This window comes from Pseudohongiella nitratireducens (assembly GCF_001642735.1).
Taxonomy (GTDB): Bacteria; Pseudomonadota; Gammaproteobacteria; order Pseudomonadales; family Pseudohongiellaceae; genus Pseudohongiella; species Pseudohongiella nitratireducens.
Genome location: NZ_LWHM01000021.1, coordinates 184,047 through 205,880, shown reverse-complemented (window position 1 = coordinate 205,880; position 21,834 = coordinate 184,047). Strand labels below are relative to the sequence as shown.

At 52.2% G+C, this 21,834-nt stretch carries 17 protein-coding genes; 10 read left to right on the top strand and 7 right to left on the bottom strand.

Annotation, left to right across the window (positions count from 1 at the left end):
* Positions 1–121: 121 nt before the first annotated feature.
* From lptM to PSCS_RS08405, 6 genes are all read left to right on the top strand, one after another.
* The gene (gene lptM / locus PSCS_RS16490) at positions 122–289 is read left to right on the top strand and encodes an LPS translocon maturation chaperone LptM (protein ID WP_423811323.1); all 168 of its coding nucleotides are present in this window, start codon (positions 122–124) and stop codon (positions 287–289) included.
* Positions 249–1,502 (top strand): diaminopimelate decarboxylase, encoded by a 1,254-nt coding sequence (lysA, locus tag PSCS_RS08425; RefSeq protein ID WP_068811669.1) that lies wholly within the window; start codon positions 249–251, stop codon positions 1,500–1,502. Before lptM ends, lysA begins: the two co-directional genes overlap by 41 nt.
* 83 nt (positions 1,503–1,585) lie before the next feature.
* Positions 1,586–2,428: a diaminopimelate epimerase gene (gene dapF / locus PSCS_RS08420; RefSeq protein ID WP_068811706.1), complete on the top strand. Its 843-nt coding sequence runs from the start codon at positions 1,586–1,588 to the stop codon at positions 2,426–2,428.
* Between the two features lie 58 nt (positions 2,429–2,486).
* Positions 2,487–3,149, top strand: coding sequence for a DUF484 family protein (locus PSCS_RS08415; protein ID WP_068811668.1), 663 nt, complete (start codon positions 2,487–2,489; stop codon positions 3,147–3,149).
* Positions 3,146–7,336: a glycosyltransferase gene (locus PSCS_RS15560; protein ID WP_082866456.1), complete on the top strand. Its 4,191-nt coding sequence runs from the start codon at positions 3,146–3,148 to the stop codon at positions 7,334–7,336. The genes PSCS_RS08415 and PSCS_RS15560 overlap by 4 nt, the downstream gene beginning before the upstream one ends.
* A 4-nt stretch (positions 7,337–7,340) precedes the next feature.
* On the top strand, positions 7,341–8,207 hold the full coding sequence (locus PSCS_RS08405; RefSeq protein WP_068811667.1) for a phytanoyl-CoA dioxygenase family protein: 867 nt from the start codon (positions 7,341–7,343) through the stop codon (positions 8,205–8,207).
* A 1-nt stretch (position 8,208) separates the two neighbouring features.
* Here PSCS_RS08405 and PSCS_RS08400 read toward each other — a convergent pair whose 3' ends face one another.
* The 5 genes from PSCS_RS08400 to PSCS_RS08380 all read right to left on the bottom strand — a co-directional run bounded on the left by PSCS_RS08400 (position 8,209) and on the right by PSCS_RS08380 (position 13,416).
* Positions 8,209–9,168, bottom strand: a complete 960-nt coding sequence (locus PSCS_RS08400) for a glycosyltransferase family 2 protein (RefSeq protein ID WP_068811665.1) — start codon at positions 9,166–9,168, stop codon at positions 8,209–8,211.
* Positions 9,168–10,109 carry a glycosyltransferase family 2 protein gene (locus tag PSCS_RS08395; RefSeq protein WP_157885672.1) on the bottom strand — a complete coding sequence of 314 codons (942 nt, stop codon included), beginning with the start codon at positions 10,107–10,109 and terminating at the stop codon, positions 9,168–9,170. Before PSCS_RS08395 ends, PSCS_RS08400 begins: the two co-directional genes overlap by 1 nt.
* Positions 10,110–10,174: 65 nt before the next feature.
* Positions 10,175–10,639: a hypothetical protein gene (locus PSCS_RS08390; protein ID WP_068811704.1), complete on the bottom strand. Its 465-nt coding sequence runs from the start codon at positions 10,637–10,639 to the stop codon at positions 10,175–10,177.
* A 150-nt stretch (positions 10,640–10,789) separates the two neighbouring features.
* Positions 10,790–12,931, bottom strand: coding sequence for an ANTAR domain-containing protein (locus PSCS_RS08385; protein ID WP_157885671.1), 2,142 nt, complete (start codon positions 12,929–12,931; stop codon positions 10,790–10,792).
* Between the two features lie 26 nt (positions 12,932–12,957).
* Positions 12,958–13,416, bottom strand: a complete 459-nt coding sequence (locus PSCS_RS08380) for a response regulator (protein WP_068811661.1) — start codon at positions 13,414–13,416, stop codon at positions 12,958–12,960.
* A gap of 209 nt (positions 13,417–13,625) precedes the next feature.
* Between PSCS_RS08380 and gshB the strand changes: the two genes are divergently transcribed.
* The 4 genes from gshB to ruvX are packed head-to-tail and all read left to right on the top strand — an operon-like array spanning position 13,626 to position 16,554.
* On the top strand, positions 13,626–14,582 hold the full coding sequence (gene gshB / locus PSCS_RS08375) for a glutathione synthase (RefSeq protein WP_068811660.1): 957 nt from the start codon (positions 13,626–13,628) through the stop codon (positions 14,580–14,582).
* 6 nt (positions 14,583–14,588) lie between these two features.
* Positions 14,589–15,437, top strand: coding sequence for an energy transducer TonB (locus PSCS_RS08370; protein ID WP_068811659.1), 849 nt, complete (start codon positions 14,589–14,591; stop codon positions 15,435–15,437).
* A gap of 18 nt (positions 15,438–15,455) precedes the next feature.
* The gene (locus PSCS_RS08365) at positions 15,456–16,073 is read left to right on the top strand and encodes a YqgE/AlgH family protein (protein ID WP_068811658.1); all 618 of its coding nucleotides are present in this window, start codon (positions 15,456–15,458) and stop codon (positions 16,071–16,073) included.
* Position 16,074: 1 nt separating this feature from the next.
* Positions 16,075–16,554 (top strand): Holliday junction resolvase RuvX, encoded by a 480-nt coding sequence (gene ruvX / locus PSCS_RS08360; RefSeq protein ID WP_068811657.1) that lies wholly within the window; start codon positions 16,075–16,077, stop codon positions 16,552–16,554.
* 72 nt (positions 16,555–16,626) lie between these two features.
* Here ruvX and PSCS_RS08355 read toward each other — a convergent pair whose 3' ends face one another.
* A complete protein-coding gene (locus PSCS_RS08355) occupies positions 16,627–17,310 on the bottom strand; it encodes a fumarylacetoacetate hydrolase family protein (RefSeq protein WP_068811656.1) in 684 nt (227 codons plus the stop codon).
* A 24-nt stretch (positions 17,311–17,334) separates the two neighbouring features.
* Positions 17,335–21,834 carry a DEAD/DEAH box helicase gene (locus PSCS_RS08350; protein WP_068811654.1) on the bottom strand — a complete coding sequence of 1,500 codons (4,500 nt, stop codon included), beginning with the start codon at positions 21,832–21,834 and terminating at the stop codon, positions 17,335–17,337.

Sequence of the window (21,834 nt, the reverse complement as noted above, 5' to 3'; positions counted from 1 at the left end):
CATTTGGGTAGGTCAGCCTGACAACCGCTGGGAATAGGTGCTGGAAATTAGCAGAAGGTCACACTCATCTGTATAATCCGCGCAATATTCGCCTTTTCCGGTTCTCTGAAGGATCCAGCAGATGTCTGATGTTACCCGCCTGCTACTGACAGCCACGACCCTATTGTTGTTGGCCGGGTTAGTTGCCTGTGGCCAAAAGGGCCCGCTGCGCCAGGAAGAACCGGCAAATTACACAGTTTCAGGACATCATGACCGCATTCCACTATCAAGATCACTCACTATTTGTTGAAGAACTGCCGCTCAGCCAGGTTGCAGAACAGTTTGGCACGCCTTGCTTTGTCTATTCACGGCGAGCGCTGCAGGACAACTTCCTGGCCTACGAGAAAGCCTTCTCTGGCAGCGACCATCTAATTTGCTACGCTGTGAAAGCGAATTCCAACCTGGCCGTCCTGAACGTCCTGGCAAAACTTGGCGCTGGCTTTGATATTGTCTCTGGCGGTGAGCTGGAACGGGTTATCCGTGCCGGTGGCGATCCTGCAAAAGTGATCTTTTCTGGATTAGGCAAAACTGAAGATGAAATCCGGGCTGCACTCAATGCCAATATTCTGTGCTTCAATGTCGAATCCGAAGCCGAGTTATTGCGCATCAGTGCCGTCGCCGATTGGCTTGGCAAGACAGCGCCGATCTCCCTGCGGGTGAATCCGGACGTGGATGCAGGCACTCACCCATACATATCCACCGGGCTGAAAGAAAACAAATTCGGCATTGATATCAATCGCGCACTATCAGTCTATGAACAGGCGAAGACCCTGCCCGGCATCTCAATTGTAGGTATTGATTGCCATATCGGCTCTCAGTTGACAACAGTCGCCCCATTCCTGGACGCCGTTGACCGGGTACTGCAACTGGTAGACACCCTGTCAGAACGAGGCATTAAGCTGACTCACATCGATGTCGGTGGCGGTTTAGGCGTAACATATCGAGACGAGACACCTCCCGACCCTTCAGTCCTGGTATCCGCCGTGCGGGACCGTCTTGGCGACAGGGCCCTTGGGTTGATTATGGAACCAGGCCGCTCCATCGCGGCCAATGCTGGCGTTCTGTTGACCCGGGTTGAGTTTCTAAAGCCCACAGAGCATAAGAATTTTGCTATTGTCGATGGTGCTATGAACGATTTACTGCGACCCTCCCTGTACAGTGCCTGGCAGGATATTGTGCCCGTTGAAACCAACCGGGATGACATTCAGTCATACTGCTACGATGTCGTTGGCCCGGTTTGCGAATCTGGCGACTTTCTGGGTAAAGATCGTGATCTGGCGATAGCCGCAGGTGATTTACTGGCTGTTAAATCCGCTGGCGCTTACGGGTTCGTCATGAGTTCCAATTACAATACTCGAAATCGGGCCGCCGAAGTAATGGTTGATGGTGCTCAGTGCCACCTTGTCCGCCAGCGCGAAACGATTGACTACCAGTTAAGTCTGGAAACAGTTTTACCGGAATAACTGCCATGGCCGATACAAGGAATCGACAGCGTCGTCATAACCGGGGTCAACGCCAGACCTCATCCCGCCTGCCATTTACAAAAATGCACGGCCTGGGCAACGACTTTGTCGTTATTGACCTGATATCGCACCCAGCCAGCCTGAGCAGCGAACAAATCAGGGAGCTCGGCAACCGTCACCGGGGCATTGGTTTCGATCAGTTATTAATGATTGATGCCCCGAACCGACCGGATGCTGACTTCCTGTACCGGATATTTAATGCCGACGGCAGTGAAGTTGAGCATTGCGGAAACGGTGCCAGGTGTTTTGCAAAGTACGTGCTGGATCGTGGCTTGATAGCCAACAGTCCGATTCATGTTGAAACCGCCAATCGCCTGCTTACCCTTCATAGAAATACCGATGGGCAGGTGCAGGTCGATATGGGAGAGCCTGAGTTCACGCCAGCCTCACTACCACTGGACGCACAACAACAGGATAGCTACCAAACCACCGTCAATGCAGACGGCAGCGACCATCTCATCGAGTTCTACGCCGTTTCCATGGGCAACCCGCACGCGGTTCTGGTGGTATCTGACTGTGAGAATGCCCCTGTTAAATCTCTGGGAGCCAGGATTGGCAAACTCCCCTTGTTCCCCCAAGGTGTCAATGTCGGGTTTATGGAAATACAGGACCGCAACCATATCCGTTTGCGTGTCTTTGAGCGCGGTGCAGGTGAAACAGAAGCTTGTGGCACGGGCGCCTGTGCCGCGGTCGTTGCAGGCATCAAAGCCGGCTTATTGAACAATACCGTCACCGCCACACTGAATGGTGGCCAGTTGCAAATTAACTGGCAAGGTGAAGGCCACCCGGTGCTCATGACAGGCCCGGCAGCTACTGTTTTTGAGGGACATATCACGCTCCCGAAAAGAGCAGGGACGGGTGAATAATACTCACACGGGTGATTGACGGATAACAAAAAGCAGACAATTATTCAGGAGCAGACTTTTGGCAAATAGTGATTCCAACTCCAGCATCAGTGCCAGCGCCATTGCGGACTACCTCAAAGAAAACCCGGATTTTTTTGCTGACAAGGATGACCTGCTGGCAGACATGACGGTACCACACGAAAGTGGCAGAGCAGTATCATTACTGGAGCGGCAGGTTAAAATACTGCGCGAACGAACCATTGAGTCACGCCACACACTGAACAGCTTACTGGAAAATGCCCGGTATAATGATCAGCTATTCAATGTGACGAGGCACCTGATTTTATTGTTACTCGAAGAGACTCACCCCAAAGGACTGATCTCTGTTACGGAAAGCAACCTGGTCACTCAACCAGGTATCGATGCCTGCCGGTTGATTCTGGTTGATACCCCCCAAGTCGCAACCAACATGCAGAACCGCTTTCCCTCATTGTTCCGCAGCAAGCAGGTATTGGCTGAACAACTGGACAAAGAGACGTCGCGCTTCCTCTTCCCGGCAACTCTGAATCCGCTTCGATCGGCAGCGCTCTGTCCTATTACTTATCAGAACAGCCTGCTGGCTATCCTGGCCATTGGCAATCAGAGCCAGAATTATTTCAACGAGGACCTCGACACCCTGTTCCTCGATTTTATTACTGAAGTACTGGGTACACTGTTACACAGGATGGATACTGCATCATGAGTGACGTGCCAGTTTCGTCGTTACCTACGGTTTCTATCATTTGTCGTACCGTTTTCCGGGACACATTAAAAGAAACACTGGCTTCGGTGACGGCACAAACCTGGCCTAATATTGAACTCATTATTGTTGACGCCGCAGGTAATGGTCAGCACGGCATTGCACTGGATAAATCAGCTTACTCTCTTGTCAGTAAAAACTTCCCTTTAGACCGCCCTCAAGCCGCCAACGCAGGGCTGGCAGCAGCTACCGGCGATTACCTTCTTTTCCTGGACGATGATGACTGGATCAGTTCGGATCACATCCAACGGCTGGTTGACACTCTTGCCCCTTCAGATGCACTGGCCTGCTATAGCAGTACCCGCAAAACGCTGGATGATGGCACATTAACAGATGAAGTGATCGACGAAGCATTTACCCTGGCGAAATTGCGTCGTGATAATTTTATGCCAATCCATGCCGTACTGTTTTCCCGGCAGCTACTGGGCTCGGGCTGTGCATTTGACGAATCGCTGGCGGTTTACGAAGACTGGGATTTTTGGCTGCAATGCGCGCAGTTTACAACCTTCACCAAGGCACAACATATCGGTGCCTTTTATCGTATGGGTGGCGATTCGGCCACTATGCTTGATGAGCATGAGCAACGTTATCAGCCAGGTCACCCAATGGCAGATGCGCGCGCAAAAGTCCTGCATAAATGGCGCAATAAATGGAGCGGTAGCGAATGGAATGAACTGCTCGGCCTTGTCGATCAGACACCGACTCTGCAGAAAACACATGATGAACTGGTAGCCGCACACCAGGTTATCGGAGAAGCCAATTCAGAAATTGAATTGCTGCATGACAAACTTTCCGAGCTGGATGTATTGCGCGAAGAGCACCAGAATCTTCAGATAGCACATGCAGAATTAAATCTGGCACACGAGGAACTCGATCAGGGTGTGCGCGAAATTCTTGATTCTTTTTCCTGGCGGATAACAGCTCCGTACCGTTACCTGCGACGTCGGCTGCATCACTGGATACCGCTATCAAAAGAAGCATCCCAGCCCCAGACAGCCGCAATGCAACCTGCTGGTAAGGACCAGGAAAAAAATGGTGCCCTGGAGGGCGGCATACTGCTGCCAGTACGCGACAACATGCTGTTCACTCAGAATCCGACCATCCAGGCCTGGGCATGGTCTGCTGACAAATTATCAGCACTCACTATCAGCCTGAACGACACCGTTATCATTGAGCAACTGCAACCCCGTACTGAAGAGACAACCGAACTCGCCAGACGTATCGGCATGGCCTGGTCACTGAATGAAAAAGACCTGACCCCAGGGACACACAAAATTGATATCACTGTCTCGGACAGTGTCGGGCGAACGATAACACTGTCACGCTCATTACTGTTTCAGCGACCCGCGTTACGCTATCAGCAGTACCTGAACAAACACCAGTCTCAACCAAAAAGTTCACCCGTGCCAGAGACTGAATTCCATGTCGTCTTGCGCATTAACGGCCAGGTTGACGAACAAGCACTTGAGCAGTCCATCTCCAGCCTTGAGTCTCAACCTTTTACCGACTTCACGCTATACCTGTGGACAACAGAAAGCATAAAGCCGGAAGTATCATCACGGTTGGCAATAACACCTGTTAGCAGTCTTAAAGAACTGCCAGAGAGCAAAAACTGCTTTACCGTTTTTCTCGAACCCGGTGACAAGTTATATAAACACTGCCTTTGGGAAGTCGCATCAACCCGACAACGTCAAAAACTGGTTTACACCGACCATGATAAATATGACAGCAAAGGACAGCGCAAATCACCCTGGCTGACATGGGACTGGTCACCTGATTTATTACTGAGCACACATTATATTGGCAATGTATTCTTTGCCCGTCAGGAGCTGCTCACAGAAACAGTGCTCAACCAGGCGCTTGATGTTGATCATTCCGCCTGGCGCTATTCGTTGCTGTTAGCACTGACTGACTCACTGCAAAATGAGCAGGTTCGTCGAATCCCTTTATCACTGTGGGGTACTGCTGAACAGGCACCAGCCGCTGAACAGGAAAGTGAACGACAAGCTGTAGCCAATTATTTACCAAGGCTCTCGGCACACCAAACAGCTGTACAGCCTACAGGTGTCACAACACTGCCTGCTACGGGTCATCGACGTGTGCAGTGGCAGGTCACCAGGCAGCCCAGAGTTTCTATCATTATTCCAACTACGGGGAATATGCAATTTCTCAAACCCTGCCTGGATACACTGGCAGGGAGTGATTATCCGGACATTGAAGTGGTTATTCTGGATAACAGCCGAGGCAGTCACCCCGAGGGCATTCAATATGCCAATGACCAGGGTGCGGTAGTCATTGAGTGCAACGAAGCCTTTAACTGGTCCCGGCTGAATAACATTGGCGCAGAAAAAAGCAGCGGTGACCTGCTGCTGTTTCTCAATGACGACATTGAGGTCACTGCCCCAGACTGGCTTGATGACCTGGTCGCGCAAGCCTTACGAGAGGATGTCGGCACTGTAGGATGCCTTCTGCTTTACCCTAATGGCACCATCCAGCACGGCGGGGTTTTCCTGGTTGATCACGGTGGTGGCGCTCGCCACCTGTTCCATAAGCAATTACCCGATAGCGGCATATACCAACGGCTTGATGACTGTGTGCGGGAAGTCTCCGCAAACACAGGCGCCTGCCTGATGATTACCCGTGACAAGTTTGACAGGCTGGGCCGCTTTGACGAGTCACTAGCTGTAGTCGGCAATGACATCGATCTGTGCTTGCGAAGCCTGGAAGCCGGTTACCGAAATATCTGGACACCGCATAGCCAGCTGATCCACCACGAAAGCGTTAGTCGTCAAAGCAAACCGATCGGCAAGGACGAGCAATCCATGTGGAAGCGTTGGGGACATCGTTTCAAATCCGGTGATCCTTATTACAACCCTAACCTGTCTCAGCAACGAGAAGACTGCGCACTTAGAGACGACAGGCTGCCAGCCACCAGCAGGCGGCCTGCCAATGTCGTCAGCCGGCAAACAGAGAAGTCACTGCCTGCCGAGTCAGCACCAAATACCAACGACGCAGTTAGTGGTGTCAACCTGATCGCATATATACGCGCCAGCATGGGCGTCGGTGAGGCCGCAAGAGGTAACGCCTCGGCATTGCAAGCGGCCGGAATTCCTTTCAGCATTATCAATTATGAGAAGGGAAACCCGGCACGAATGGATAACCTGCGCTGGCAGCACAAAGAATCGGACGAAGCGCAACACCCGATTAATCTATTGCATATTAATGCTGATCACAGCCCCGCAGTGATGAAAGACCTGGGTCGGGCAACTTTTAAAAACCGCTACAATATCGGCTTCTGGGCCTGGGAAATGCCGAAGTTTCCGGATCGATGGCTCAACAGCTTCGACCAGTTGAACGAAATCTGGGTACCTTCACGCTATGTCTATGAGGCAGTCGCAGAAAAGTCGCCCATCCCGGTCATCACCATCCCGCATATCATTGATGTCGATATGGTCAGCGCACAAACCTATGACCGGACTTCCTTTGATATACCGGAAAACAGCTTTGTCTTCCTGAGCATGTTTGATACGCACAGCATTGCCCAGCGAAAAAACCCCTTCGGTTCGATCATTGCGTTTCAACGAGCATTTTCAGCAAACGACACTGCAGCGCACCTGGTCATCAAAATCAACAATGCTGATGATGCTGCAAGCAAGTCTCTGCATGACATGATCACAGGCTGGTCTAATATCCAGATCCTTGACCGCCATCTTGACCGGGCAGGTATTGACTCCCTGATCAACTGTTGCGACTGTTATGTGTCCTTACATCATGCAGAAGGATTTGGCCTGGCTCCTGCCGAAGCAATGGCTATGGGTAAAGTCGCTTTGCTGACAAACTGGTCCGGCAATACTGAATACATGACATCTGACAATTGCATCCCCATCAGGTACTCGCTCAAAACCCTGGGGAAGGACTATGGCCCCTATGAATCACATCAATACTGGGCAGTGCCTGACCTCGACCACGCAGCCAGCGAAATGGCTGCCATCGCTAACGATAGCGTTCGTGCCGATCGACTGGGAGAATCTGGACGCAAAACCATTGATGAGCATTTCTCTGCCGATGCGATTGGCAAACGCATGAAAACCCGACTGAAGACAATCAACCAATTAATTAAAACGAGGTAGCAACATGAAAGCAAGCGAGACATCTACGAACGGTGGTAACGGCTATCTTAGTGACGATCAGATCGCTTTCTTTGAAAAGAATGGCTATGTCATTGTTGATTTCGGATTCAGTGAAGAAACACTCGATGCTCTGGTCAGCGAACTTCATCCCTACTACAACCCTGAACACCTGCGTGCTCCCAGTTTCGGCGCACGTATTCAGGACGCCTGGAAGTTTGTTGAACCGGCTCATCAACTGGCCACCCAGGCAAACGTACTGTCTGCGCTGGAGCAGTTGTTTCAACGCAAACCGCTCCCTTTCCAGACACTCAACTTCCCGGTAGGCACTCAACAAGCCACACACTCTGACACCATTCACTTCAACAGCATGCCGAACGGATTTATGGCCGGAGTATGGATCGCACTGGAAGACATTGACGAAGAAAACGGACCGCTTGAATACTACCCCGGATCACACAAGCTTCCCGAAATTACCATGCAGGACGCGGGCCTCGAACCCGGCTACCAGAACTACCCTGAATACGAAGCTTTCATCGCCAAACACGTCCAGGAGACAGGTATCGAAGCAGCTTACGGCTACATGCCAAAGGGGCATGGGCTAATCTGGCATGCCAATCTGCTACACGGCGGGTCAAAGCAAAAAGATACCCGTCGCACACGTCACTCTCAAGTGACTCATTACTTCTTTGATGGCTGTCAGTATTTCACGCCGATGCATAGCCAACCAGGCAAGCCAGCACTACGACACCCAGAATGGATCGAACCAGGCAATTTCGTCTATCGTCCGCCACATGCGACAGAAGATGGGACAAAGTCAGCACCGGTTAGAAGCGTGAACCGGCTGCTGCGCTGGTTAAAGCGAAAAATCTGACTTATTCAAACCAGCGCTGCCAACGAAACAGTATTCGTTGTTGCCAACGTCCCAGCGTTGGCATACGCTCGGCTCTATCCAGACTTTTCTTCTGCTCTGCTGTCAATTGTGCAGCAAATCTGGACCGGAATGCTTTTGCCTGTTCAGCGCTTTGGTAAAATAATTGCTGAGCCTGCCCTGCTTCTTGCGAGGCCCCGTGCCCGCTCAGCAATGTTTTCAATCGCTGCCAACCCGGCTTTGAGTGCTTTCTGGCACCCAAAGTATTGGCACCATGTTGCCGATACTCGATCAACGGTTCATTCACATAGGCGATTTCCCCGAAAGCACTGGCGACCAGTGACAGCCACCAATCATGCATCATGGCCTGCTCAGGGACAGGGAGAGCCAGTTCCAATAAGGCTTTATTACAGACAGCTGTACAGCCTGTTACCGTGTTACTTAACAACTGAGAGGAAAATTTCCTTTTGCCAGCATCAAGTCCTTGGTACTGCATCAAGGATGCTGCAATTTTCTCTCCTTTTTTATCAACAACCCGCAGGTCCGTATGCACGAGAAGCGGATAGTCACCCGGTTTCCCCTGGGCAGATCGCATCAGCGCATCAAGTGACAGCTTAAGCTTATTTGTTAACCAGATATCATCCTGATCAGCCAGAGCGATCGCTGCATAGTCGCAACCTGATTGCCATTTCCTTAACGCAGTAGACAATAGTAAAGAGAAACTGCCAACTGCCCCTAAATTATTATCCTGCCCTTCCAGCAATTCGATTTGATCAGGATATCTGGCTTGCCAGTCAGCCAGGATCTCAGGTGTACTGTCACCAGAACCATCATCGCGGACCAACAATGCTATCCGAATACCTTGCTGTGCCAGAATCGAAGACAGTTGCTCATCAAGATATTCAGCGCCGTTATAGCAGGCCATCACGACCAGTACGAATGGTAGTTTTTCCTGGGCCATCATCAGGGCAACCTCTTACTATCGCGCCTGGCGTTCCACAGCGCACGCCAGTATTCAGCACGCTGGTTGCTGCTTATCAGGAGGTAGACGGTTTTAATCAGGAAGCGCAGGTGATCCCGCCATACCCAGTCGCTGGGGGCATAAGGCTGCTGTCTGAGGTGGAGTCGATTCCGGGTAGAATAGTAAAATCGCAACGGGCCATGTGACACCATAAGCCCATGTTTTACCAGCGGGTTGTCAGAGACCTCTCCAATCCGATGCAACAACTCAGCACGATCGCAGCCGAGCAGTTGCCACCCCAGATTGCGCGCACGAAAGCACCACTCCAGATCAATATTGTCGACAAAATAAGACTCTTTCATCGGCCCAATACTCTGCAATGCTGACAGTGACAACAATGTGCCGGAGCTGATCAGAAAATCTGCGGTAAACAGGTCAGTGGCGCCTGGCAGTTTGCTATCGCTGCGCTGGCTCAGGCGGAAGCGACGGAAAGACGTTTTTCTTCCCGACTCAGGATCCACCAATCGTGGTCCTAGCGCTGCCAACCGGCCTGTTAACTGACTGCCCGTATGCCATGCAGACAGCATGGACTCACAGAAATTATCAGAGATATCACTATCCTGATCGAACAGCCATGCAAACTGATAACCTTTTTGTCTGGCCCAGGACAAACCACGATTCATGCCTGCAGCCAGCCCTTTGTTGTCCGGCCAGGGCAACCAGCTTATCGGCTGCGCGGGTGTATTATCGCCGGCAGTCTCACTTTTCACCAGCGAAGGCTTCAGTTCATCGATTAATGCAGCGATGTCAGGCTGGTTACCCGAGCCATTATCAACGATGACAATTTCAACACCCTGCCCCAGCAATCTGGCCACCAGCCGCCGCAATGAGGTGACATCCGGCTGCCAGGTAATGATAATGGCAACACACTGCGATAGCATCATTGATGCTGGATTGCTCTTCCCCGGATCTTGCGTGTCTGACTTAGGGGTTGCAGTCATTGCTGGTCTCAGACTGGTACATCTGGCGAAGCAGGCAAGCTAGCCGCACCACTTTGCCGGAGCTTGAAAACGAAAAACAAAATAGAAAGTACACCAACGCCCAGGCCAGCAACGACACCAACATCAACAATGCCACGCCAAGGCTGTGGTAGCAGCCTTACCATAAGCACAAAACATATAATCATTGTTGTCAGTGCGATTGAAACCATGCGCCTTTTGGCCGTTGCGTGAATGTACCCCATGCAAAACAGTGGGGCGAGCAGAACATGCAGCAAACGCGGGTTAGCAGCAAGATAATTTGCCCGAACCACCACTCTGGGTGCAAATGCTTTATAAAACCCTTTATAACCTTCAGCCCAAACCATATAAATCAGCCAGAATAGCAGTATGGCCCACTGCCATAATGATAATGCTGCCTGGTCAAGTTCAAAGATCATGCCGCTCAACCGGGATATAGCAAACCCAAGCAGCATGATAATGCCACCTATACCCCATATAAAACCAATTACACCCACCGAAGACTGCCTGTTGATTAACTGTATGAATACCACCCGCGTTACTCGCGAGTGACTGCAACTGTTGCAAACCGGAAGCGGGCATTATAGCCAGTTTAGCGCACTTCATCATGGACTAAATGCATCCCTGAGCAGTCTCGCCTGCTCATTGATCAGCCGCCCCAGTGTAGAAGCAGCACCAGATTGCAGTTTTTGCTCCTCCAGGACCATTTTAATCAACTGGTTCAACTGCCTGCATTGTTGATATTTATCTTTTATGTCAGCAGCTTGCCTGTAATTACCAGGCCCTAGTTCAGCAACCTGGGGCAGAGTGCGGTTTTGGCCATTAACGTCTTGCTGGCCGTCGAGCAAACTTTCAGCACCAAATCGCAATTGCAGTAACCGGTTTATGCTGCCAGAAGCGGCGGACACCTTTTGCCAGGCTGCAGCCTGGTCCAGCATTCGACAAAGCCGATAGAGCCCACGTACCACCAGTCGGCGCCGGGCTGCTCTCTGATTCTCCTCAGACTCTATCTGTAGCGCTTGCAGCAGGGCATACGCCAGTGCTCCAACCCAGGTAACGCCTAATCGTTCGGCACCAGTAATCAGCCGCCTTAACTCCGCCTGAAGATCACTGACCAGCGTTGCACTGCCCGCTTTCCCGTTCATGAGAGAGGATGCTATCAAGTCCGGACGAGGCAACAGGTGCAGACCGCCTGATAAACGATACTGCACTGCTTTAGAACGAACAGCCCGCGATAGCCTGATCTCGAAACCAAGGCAACGCGTCAGCAATCCACTACTTCCGGAACGCAGTAATGTCAGGATAGTAACCAGCTCCCAGTAACCTTCTGTTCGCTCGCTGCGATCATGCCAAACCAGATTTCTGGACGATTGATAGAGGCTTCGCAGTAAAAGGTTTTCAATGAGACATTGCCAGGCTGATTGCTGCTCTTCAGCCGTGACTTTCACCGAGACCATGAGTTGATACAACGCGTCACTAATGAAAAGCATATGCTGATCCAAGGCATCAGCCTTTGGGGAATCTGAGGGCGTGACCCTGCGCAACAACAGATCCAGCCTTGTACAGCAAGCATTTGTACCGGGGTGTTTCAACCATTTTCGCCACACATCATTGCCAACCTCTGGCAAGGTGTCACCCATATTCATACAAGCGTTTTTGACTTGCCTGTGGCCCTTTTTATTATTCCCGTAGCGTACACATTGGCTGACCGAGACCCGTTGCGAAAACCACAGCCACTGACCACGACTGTCCTCTAACAAGTCATGTTGTGAGGCGGCAAGGTGAACAAGCAAAGCAGGTAATTGACTTGTCCACCTTAGCGGTAGCTGCCGGGGGTTTAACGCTTGTACTGATACCACTATAGACAGTAATCGTTGACGCAGACGCTGCTGATCCGATGATCTCTGACCACTCTCCAATCGGCTTAAACCAGCCAGCAACTCATCTCTGATTACCTCACAGGCCTGCCAGGCCAGAATTGGCTCAATACCGCGGCGCAGTTGCCTCCCCGGGTGATTGGCAGACATGACCGGATATTTCAGCACCTGAAGGCATTTCCAGCGTTGCAATGGATGCTTGCCCCTGACCCATTCAACCAGTTCGCGATCCAGCAACCGGAACACAAAAGACATTACCTCCTGCTTGCTGAACAGAACACCTCTGTCATAACTGTCAATATCCGGACTGTTTCTCAGGGTACTGCAGCTCGCCAGCGTTTCATTCAGGACTTGGGCGAGCTGTTCTCTGGCATGTTTAAATACCAGCACCTTTTTTCTCATTTTATTGATGGGATGGGAGCTCTTCTTCTCCTGTCCCCATGCAACCTGCGAACCTGAATTAACAGAGGGAGTGATGCTGCCTTTCTCATTATCCATATTCAAAGCCCTGCGGATAACTTGCAGGAAAGCCTTTTTCCCCTGGAGGCGAGAGCAGCAAAAAGTGATGCCCCGAGACCTGGACCATTGATGGTCAGCCTGATCATTTCGGTCACTGAGCAAGATCACCGGACATGTCAGATCCCGACTCAACGTTGCTGCCAGACTGAAGCCATTGCCTTTACAACGCTGTAATTCAACCAGTACCAGAGTTAACAGATGCTGGCGCTTACTTTCACGGCAGACCTGCCGTGCAGCCGGCAAATTTTCAGCGCAACACACATCCACACCAGGTAAAGTGCGCAACAGAGCCTGAGTGGCATCACAAAGCGGACCCGGCTCAGCGACCAGAACAACACGCTGTTCTTTCACACTACGAGCTCCCACACCGTGATCTGTCACTCTGCTACCGAGGGGGCCAGTATGGCTGACAGATCCTCTGTACTGAACGGGCTGGATAAAACACCGTCAGCGCCACAATTTGCCAACTCAAAGGCTGTATTTTGATTATGTCTATCACCATGGCTGAGAATGAATATCGGCAAATGCTGATAATCCGGACACTGTTGCAACAAGGCGCAAACTTGCGGGCCTGTTAATCTGGGTAAATCGACTGAGGCCATCAATATATCGGGACGCCACTCGGGAATACGGCAAATGAGTTCAAAACCATCAGCAACACTGAACACCTTAAACCCCTGATCTTCCAGGATGCCTTGCATTCTTTTACGGCACAGGTCGTCACTCTCAGCCAAAATGATGCGTGAGCCGGGCTGCAGGGGATTTGCAACACCTCCGGCAAACTGCCCAGCAAGAGGCTCTTGCACAACGGTCTTATCTATCACTGATTCCTGCATAACTTTCCTCCCTGAAAATGCGAGCACCAGGGCCTTTGAATGCCCCTACAGTTAATAGCAGATCGGTCTGGACTTCGCTGTTTCTGCCCATTCAGGTTTTGCCACGACCCTGGCCCTCAGGCTGGCAAAACGTTCGCAAACAAGTCGCTGGCCCACTATCCATGCTATGATTCACGCCATCAAATGACGTTGTTCAGGAGTCAACACACATGTCGATCAAGATTGGTATCGTCATGGATCCTATCCAGGCTATCAGTTACAAGAAAGACACCAGCCTTGCCATGCTGGTTGCTGCTCAGAAGCGCGGCTGGTCATTGTTCTATATGGAACAGGGCGACCTGTATTTGCAAGGCGATGCAGCCATGGCAGAGATGCGCCCATTGAAAGTCGCTTATGACCCGAATGACTGGTATGCGCTGGGCGACGCAGTTCAGCAGCCACTGGCTGAACTGGATGTCATCCTGATGCGCAAGGACCCGCCTTTCGACAGCAACTTTATTTACTCCACTTATTTGCTTGAGCGAGCAGAGCAAGCTGGCACACTCATTGTGAACAAGCCGCAGTCTCTGCGCGATTGCAACGAAAAGGTGTTTGCCACGCAGTTTCCACAATGCTGCCCTCCACTGCTGGTCAGCAGCAAAGCCAGTCTGTTGAAAGCCTTTCACAAGGAGCACGGTGACGTTATTTTCAAACCGCTGGATGGTATGGGCGGCAGCTCTATTTTTCGCTTGCAGGCTGGTGACCCGAACTTCAGTGTTATTGCTGAGACGCTGACTGCCGGCGGCAAAAACCCCATCATGGCACAACGTTATCTGCCGGAAATTATCAATGGTGACAAGCGCATTCTGCTGATTGATGGTGACCCTGTCCCCTACGCGCTGGCCCGAGTGCCTGCAATCGGAGAAACCCGTGGCAACCTGGCGGCAGGTGGCTCGGGTCGAGCCCAGCCTTTATCAGACCGGGATCGCTGGATTTGCGAACAGGTGCGAGACAGTGTGCGGGAGAAAGGCCTGTTATTTGTTGGTCTGGACGTGATCGGTGATTACCTGACCGAAATCAACGTGACCAGCCCGACTTGTGTGCGGGAAATCGATCGTGCCTATGACTTGAATATTGCGGACGACCTGATGCAGGTTATCGAGAACAAATTGCAAACTTCGAATTAACGCACTATGCAATCGGAACGATTTGGCTTCACTGTTTTCCTGTCAGCCTGCCTGCATGTCATTATCATCGCGGGAATTGGTTTTGCTTTCCTGAACGAAAGCCCGGCAACACCTGCTATCGAAATTACACTGGCGCAATTCCGTAGCGAACAGCGTCCGGAGCAGGCTGATTTTATCGCCCAGGCAAACCAGGTCGGCAGCGGCAGCGTTGAGGAGAGAGTGGCGCCAGCCACACCGATTGAGTCAGCGGTTCATGCCGACACGATACAGGAAGTTCAGCCAATTCCCGCCGTGGAAGCCAGCTCTCAGCAACAGGATGATACCCGCGTTATCACGGCTACCAGTGCTGAACAGCAAATCAGCCAACAGTCCGAATCTGACGTGCTGGATAATTCGCGTCGCTTATCAGAAGAGTCTGCACCACAAGACATCGCTTTGGCAATCGCCAGCTTGCAGGCACAGCTTGACCTTCAGCAGGAAGCGTATGCCAAACGACCCAGACGTTATACGATTTCATCAGCATCAACACAAAGGCGCCATGATGCCCTTTATCTGGACAACTGGCGAAAGCGCATTGAGTTTATAGGTAACCAGAATTACCCCAGTGAAGCCCGACAAAATGACATATTCGGCAGCCTGCGTATGATGGTCGCCCTACGCCCCAATGGGACGGTGGCAGAAATCCGCGTTTTGCAGGGTTCCGGGCACCAGGTACTTGATCTCGCCGCAGTCGAAATTGTACAACGAGCCGCACCATTCGACCCATTCCCGGCAGAGTTGCGAGGAGAAGTTGATATTCTGGAAATCATCCGAACCTGGCGATTCATGCCTGGCAATGCTTTCAGCAGCCGATAGCGGTTGAGGAGAAGTTCCATGACTGACAAGAAAATACCGCAGCCTCAAGGTGGCACCTTACAGGAAGATACCGTCAACTGTCTGGAGCATCATTTCCTTGTTGCAATGCCCCAGTTGAATGACCCCAACTTCAATGGCACGGTGACCTACCTGTGGAAACATGACAGCCAGGGTGCCATCGGCATTGTCATCAATCAGCCAGCCGAACTGTCAATTGGCAGACTACTGGAAGAGCTTGATATGGATATTTCAGATCATGTCCTGCCGCAACTCGATACTCAGGCTGTCGTCGATGGCGGCCCGGTAGAGCGCAACAAAGGCTTTATTATTCATGATGCGGGCACTGAATGGGAATATACCATTCCGATCAATGACGAGATCAGCATCACCATGTCGCGAGATATTTTACAGGCGATTGCTGAAGGCGAAGGACCACAGCGTCACCTGGTCGCACTCGGTTGTGCCGGTTGGGATGCAGACCAGCTCGAACAGGAAATTGCCGACAATGCCTGGCTGACAGTCCCCGCTAACAGCGACCTGCTTTTCTCCAGGGATTTTGATGGTATGGCTGCTGCAGCCGCAGGCATACTGGGCGTTAGCCTTTCCCAACTCTCATCCATGGCAGGCCACTCCTGATATGAGTTTGCCACAATGGCCATCTCGGTTGAAAAAGCCTATCAATGTGCTTGCCTTTGACTTTGGTACCAAACGCATAGGCGTGGCATTCGGCCAGAGTCTGACAGGCACCGCGCGCGCTGTCGCCATCGTTCCCGCAAATGACGGTGTACCTGACTGGTCGCAACTGGAAACACTGGTCCAGGAATGGGAGCCAGATGTCTTTGTTGTTGGCCTCCCCTATAACATGGACGACAGTGAGAATGAATTGTTTTTCAGAGCCAGAAAATTTGGCCAACGCCTGGAAGGTCGATTACATAAACCCTGCTATGGCATGGATGAAAGATTATCTTCATTTGAAGCTCGCGATCAGATTGTGAACCGCGCTGGTGCCGGGAAAAGCAAACATACAGACCTGAAAAAAGAAGTGGATGGCCTGGCAGCCAAACTGATTCTGGAAAGCTGGTTGGCCGGTTTGCCGTCCCTGCAGGCCGAAGATTGAACGACCGAATTGCCGCCTCTCATCCTGCCTGCCAATCAGCCCGCCCATCAGTCAACCTCAAACGTAACACGGCTATTTCAGCTGAAAGCCCAGTTCTCCCAGGTCTGCAATCTGGCAATGAATGCGATCTCCGGCTGATACGGGGCCAACACCGGACGGGGTTCCGGTAAATATCACATCCCCCGCCTGCAAGGTGTACCAGGTTGATAACTCAGCAATGATTTCATCCACCTTCCAGATCATATCAGCCAGATCTCCCCGCTGCCGGAGCTCATCATTTACAGTCAACGTAATCTCGCCATGATCCAGCCAACCTGTATCAGTCAGCGGTCGTAGCGCCGAAGCGGGTCCCGAGTGATCAAAACCTTTGGCAACATCCCAGGGACGCCCGGCTTTTTTAGCCGCCGCCTGGATATCACGCCGGGTAAAATCGACAGCGACAGCATAACCATAAACAGTGGCACGTGCTTCTGCCAGACTCAGATTGCAGCCACCCTGTTTCAGCGCTACCAGCAATTCCACCTCATGGTGCAACTCTTCTGTGCGGGGTGGATACGAGACGGAGCCCTGCGGGCTAAAGACAGCTGAAGCCGGCTTGCTAAAAAAGAAAGGCGGCTCTCTTGACGGGTCGGCGCCCATTTCCCGAGCATGGTCTGCATAGTTTCTTCCCACACAAAAAGCTCGGTTCAACGGGAATAACTGATCGCTGTCCGCGATCGGTAATGCCGGTGTCGGCAGATCAAACAAATAAGTCACAATAACTCCTGACAGGATTAAACGTTAAGGTCGTATGCTGGCTGAGCCAGCCCGACCAAGATAACTGCGCAACCTCGGGTTCACCTCCTGTCGGCGCAGCAACTGTTCCACCGCCCAGCGGAATTGCTCAGGCACCTCTCTTAGCAGGCGAACTTTAGCGCCTTCCAGGACAGCGATGGGGGTACCGTTTTGAAACAATACGCGGTTCCGCACCACCCTGGCCAATTTCACTTCGGGTAGCAAAATAGCAAGATGATTAACCGGATCGCAAGCTGAAAGACTGTGATAAACAGCGCCTTCCCAGTCAAGCTCAGCTGATTGTCGCGACGCCAGTTCACTGGCAGCCTTTCGCAAGGGCTTCACATCATCGGGATGGGCAAATTGCTCCCCACCCATACCCGCAATAAACCGTCCACCTCGTAACTGCCCCCGCAATTCCATGGTTCGTAACACGGGCAGCAACTCTCGCCAGGGTGGTGCATGTACCTCTCTGGCGAGGATTTGACGGCTCAGTACTCCCCAGCGCCTGATATAAATGCCGATTAACTCGGCACGTTCATCTTCGGACAGCGCCTCAATATCACGAGGCCGCCGAATCAGCGACCATCGACCCGCATCGGCAGCCTGATAGGTAGCACTGCGGCGTCGGCTTCGGCCACCTCGCTGGCTCGATGGTGTCAGTAATGCCCGCAAACCGGTAAATGTGTCACTGGTTACCCTGCCAGCTGCAACCAGTTCCGCCAATGCCTCTTCAACCTGAACAGGCATTAACCTGCTGTCTTGTTGTAATTCGTGATAGAAACTTGCGCCATGTTCTTTCAGTACTGTGAGGACTGATTCAGCATTGTGGCTTAACGAGGACTGTCCGGCCGCTTCGCCTGTCAGCTTTAACCAGAGCGCTAATGAAGAGCGCGCTGCCAATGAGACTGGCGTATTCTTGATCGGTGTGGCACTTTTCCTTGGCTTCGCAGTTGTTGCAGACCTGGCACCGGAAATGGCGGTCGTCAGCCGATATCGCCCCCACGTCAACCGCCCACTGCTACATAACTTATCCAGCCAGGAAGGATCATAAAAACTGAGCCTGGCTGGCAAAATATCGCCTTCCCAACTCGCTGCCGGCGCATCAACACCGTCCAGTAACTGGCAAACCCGCTCAAGCAGAGCCTCAGACTCAGCACCGGCCGGTAATGCCTGGGGCCGTGGCACTATAGATTGGGTTCGTAACTCATGGCGGCTAAACAGGAACAGCGTCCAGGCCTGTAATGATACTGGCTTTATGCGCTCGCGATGGGATTCCAGTGTATAACGATGAATACGTTGCAGCAGACGTCGCTCGCACCATTGTTGCTCCGCCTCAGTTGTTACAACGTTATTGGTTGTCGTTGCCGAGTATTGTCCGCAAAATGCAAAGCCTTCACTTTGTAAAGCCAGTAAAGCCTGCTGCGTATCAGCCAAAGAAAGCCCCCCCAACCCGGAAAGCTCCCTGGCTGTCACTGGCCCCATCACACTCAGGCGGCGCTGAATCAGCTGCTTTACAGCCTCTTCTCTGCTCAACTCTAGCGACAGCAGTTCATCGGGCAACACCGGTTCGCGGTCCACCTGACACGCTGGCCAAACCAGGCGGCAAAGCGGAAGTACTTCAGCAGCCACATGCAACAATACCGCATCGCAACCACTTTGTTCACTGTTAATCGTGATCGAGCAGACGCGATGACTGGCCTGCAATGTTTGCCACAAAGGCTGAAGCTCTCCGGCGCTTAGTTCGGAAGCGACAAAAAAACCGGCGGTATAAAGCGCATCATGCAGTTCTTCAGCATCCCGCATCAGCGGCCAGGCTTCTTCTGTGACACGCGTTATTGCCGACTCATCCAGATGTCCGTAATGGCCGGCATCCTCTTCACCCTGCCAGCTTCGGTTCCTGATCGCGAGTGTTCTACGTTCTTCAAACGGCGCATCATCCAGAAAGGCATAAGGCCGGGCATTGATGATTTCCTGGGCAAAAGGAGAAGGCTCCCGAAGATCCATAGCCAACAGGTTCAGAGAGCCACTTTCCATCTGTTCCAGCAAGGACAATAAACCATCTACGTCCATGGCTTCGGTCAGGCAGTCATCAATGGTTTGCTGAACCAGAGGGTGATCCGGTACCGTCCGTTCACCCGTTAAGTTTTCCTGACAGGCTAGCTGATCGGGAAACACCTGAGCGACCAGGTCCTCTGCATCCATGCGCTGAAACTGCGGCGGCACCCGTTTGCCACTGCGGTTACGTTGAATGGCCAGCGCCCGGGTTGCATTCCAGCGCCAGCGCACCTCGAACATCGGTGCATCGAGCAGCGCCTGGGTAAGCACTTCTTTCGCACTGGCTGAATTCAAATACTTGAACACTTCATCGAGCACAAAACTGTGTACTGAACCCAGCGAGATAACGATGCTGTCTTCATTGGCGGCGGCTTGCAGCTCAAAATTAAAACTGCGGCAAAAACGCTTTCGTAACGCCAGCCCCCAGGCACGATTGTGGCGACTACCAAAAGGGGCATGTATCACTACATGCATATCACCTACATCATCAAAAAAACGTTCCATGACAATATTCTTTTGGGTAGGCATCACCCCCAGCGCACGACGACCGATTGCCAGGTATTCAACCAGTTGCTGCATGGCATGAACGGGCAATGACAAACGTTCAGCCAGTATCCCGGCAACCTGTGTTTCTTCCTGCTCCATCAGCAGTTCATCAACCACCTCACGTAAACGGGATACCGATACCGACAGTTCCGCACTACGCCCCGGCCCTTCGCCAAACCAGAATGGCACTGTCGGCTTTTGCCCGACAGCATCACGCACACGAACCTTGAGCCCATCGACTCGCATTAATTGCCAGGCATGTGAACCCAGCGTAAAGATATCGCCGGGCAATGTTTCTAACGCAAAGTCTTCATTCAGGGTACCCACGACCTGATCATCTGGATCCAGCACCACCTGATAGTCGAACATGTCAGGAATGGCCCCACCGTTGGTTAATGCGGTCAGCCTGGCACCACGCCTGGCACTGACTCGGGCATTGACTCTGTCCAGGTGAAGCCAGGCGCCACGACGGCCCAGCCGTGTGGCATAACCTTCGCAGAGCATGCTGAGCAGCTTATCGTACCTGTCACGCTCCAGGTCGCGATACGGCCAGGCCGAGCACATGACATGAAACAGTTCCTCAACACAACTGTTCCCCTCTGCGGACTCATCCTGACGAGCCGCAATTTCAGCGACCAGTTGTTGCGCCAGAATATCTGCCGGCTGTTCTGGCATCAGAATTTTATCCAATTCTCCCTGATGTATGCTGTCGATCAGCGCCGTACATTCCACCAGGTCATCACGAGTCAGCGGGAACAGCACACCCTTGGGCACACCACCTACCTGGTGCCCACTTCGCCCAATGCGTTGCAAAAACGTGGCAATACGAAGTGGCGAGGAAAATTGCACGACCAGATCAACAGAGCCAATATCAATACCCAGCTCCATTGATGCGGTGGCAACCAGCACTTTTAGCTTACCGGCCTTTAATTGCTGCTCGGCATGATGACGCCGCTCTTTACTCATACTGCCATGGTGCGAACTGACCAGACCTGCCGCACCGTCACCATAAAGCGCATCCGACCCCAGGCGTTCACTTAGCGCCAGCGCCAGGCGTTCGGACAGCCGACGTGTATTCACGAACACCAGCGTCGTCTGATGCTGCTGTATCAGGGCAACCAGTTGCTCATACAGCTCACCCCAGACATCATTGCTCATCAGTGCCGTCAGCGGTGAGTCCGGCATACCCAGTCTGATATCCAGTTTCCGCTGGTGTCCGGTATCAATGATTTCACAGTGCTCCTCACGATTCCCGACCAGGTAATTCGCCACCAGTGACAGTGGTTTCTGGGTGGCTGACAGGCCAATGCGCTGTAAAGGGTGCTTCACCAGCGCCTGCAACCGTTCCAGTGACAACGCCAGATGTGAGCCGCGCTTATCTCCCAGCATGGCATGAATTTCATCGATGATGACGGTCGTGACGGTTGCCAGCAGACGCCGGCCCTGTGTGCTGGTCAGCAACAAATAAACAGATTCAGGGGTTGTCACCAGAATATGTGGCGGCTGGCGCAGCATTTTCTGACGTTCAGATGCTGACGTATCACCGGTTCGAACAGCGACCCGAATATCCGCAGCACGCTGCCCCTGCATGAACAGTTCATCTTCAATACCCGCCAGTGGCTGGCGAAGGTTGCGTTCAATGTCATTGCCTAAAGCTTTCAGTGGCGACAGGTAAAGCACACGGGTCTGGGCTGGCAAAGGCTGACTCTGGGCTTCCTGAACCAGGGCATTTATGGAGGTATAAAAGGCGGCCAGCGTTTTACCGCTACCGGTAGGTGCAGCGATCAGTGTGTGCTTGCCTGCCTGAATAGCTGGCCAGGCCTGTGACTGAGCCGGGGTGGGCTCACCCAGAGTATTTTGAAACCATGCCTGGCAGGCTGGATGAAACTGAGTTAAGGCCAT

Bases quoted from the DNA above. Each gene is read 5' to 3' on its own strand.
- lysA (WP_068811669.1), top strand. From the start codon at position 249: ATGACCGCATTCCACTATCAAGATCACTCACTATTTGTTGAAGAACTG.
- PSCS_RS08350 (WP_068811654.1), bottom strand. From the start codon at position 21,834: ATGGCCTTAACTCAGTTTCATCCAGCCTGCCAGGCATGGTTTCAAAAT.
- PSCS_RS15560 (WP_082866456.1), top strand. From the start codon at position 3,146: ATGAGTGACGTGCCAGTTTCGTCGTTACCTACGGTTTCTATCATTTGT.
- PSCS_RS08365 (WP_068811658.1), top strand. From the start codon at position 15,456: ATGACTGACAAGAAAATACCGCAGCCTCAAGGTGGCACCTTACAGGAA.
- PSCS_RS08395 (WP_157885672.1), bottom strand. From the start codon at position 10,109: ATGATGCTATCGCAGTGTGTTGCCATTATCATTACCTGGCAGCCGGAT.
- ruvX (WP_068811657.1), top strand. From the start codon at position 16,075: ATGAGTTTGCCACAATGGCCATCTCGGTTGAAAAAGCCTATCAATGTG.
- PSCS_RS08405 (WP_068811667.1), top strand. From the start codon at position 7,341: ATGAAAGCAAGCGAGACATCTACGAACGGTGGTAACGGCTATCTTAGT.
- lptM (WP_423811323.1), top strand. From the start codon at position 122: ATGTCTGATGTTACCCGCCTGCTACTGACAGCCACGACCCTATTGTTG.
- gshB (WP_068811660.1), top strand. From the start codon at position 13,626: ATGTCGATCAAGATTGGTATCGTCATGGATCCTATCCAGGCTATCAGT.
- PSCS_RS08370 (WP_068811659.1), top strand. From the start codon at position 14,589: ATGCAATCGGAACGATTTGGCTTCACTGTTTTCCTGTCAGCCTGCCTG.
- PSCS_RS08400 (WP_068811665.1), bottom strand. From the start codon at position 9,168: ATGATGGCCCAGGAAAAACTACCATTCGTACTGGTCGTGATGGCCTGC.
- PSCS_RS08390 (WP_068811704.1), bottom strand. From the start codon at position 10,639: ATGCTGCTTGGGTTTGCTATATCCCGGTTGAGCGGCATGATCTTTGAA.
- PSCS_RS08380 (WP_068811661.1), bottom strand. From the start codon at position 13,416: ATGCAGGAATCAGTGATAGATAAGACCGTTGTGCAAGAGCCTCTTGCT.
- dapF (WP_068811706.1), top strand. From the start codon at position 1,586: ATGCACGGCCTGGGCAACGACTTTGTCGTTATTGACCTGATATCGCAC.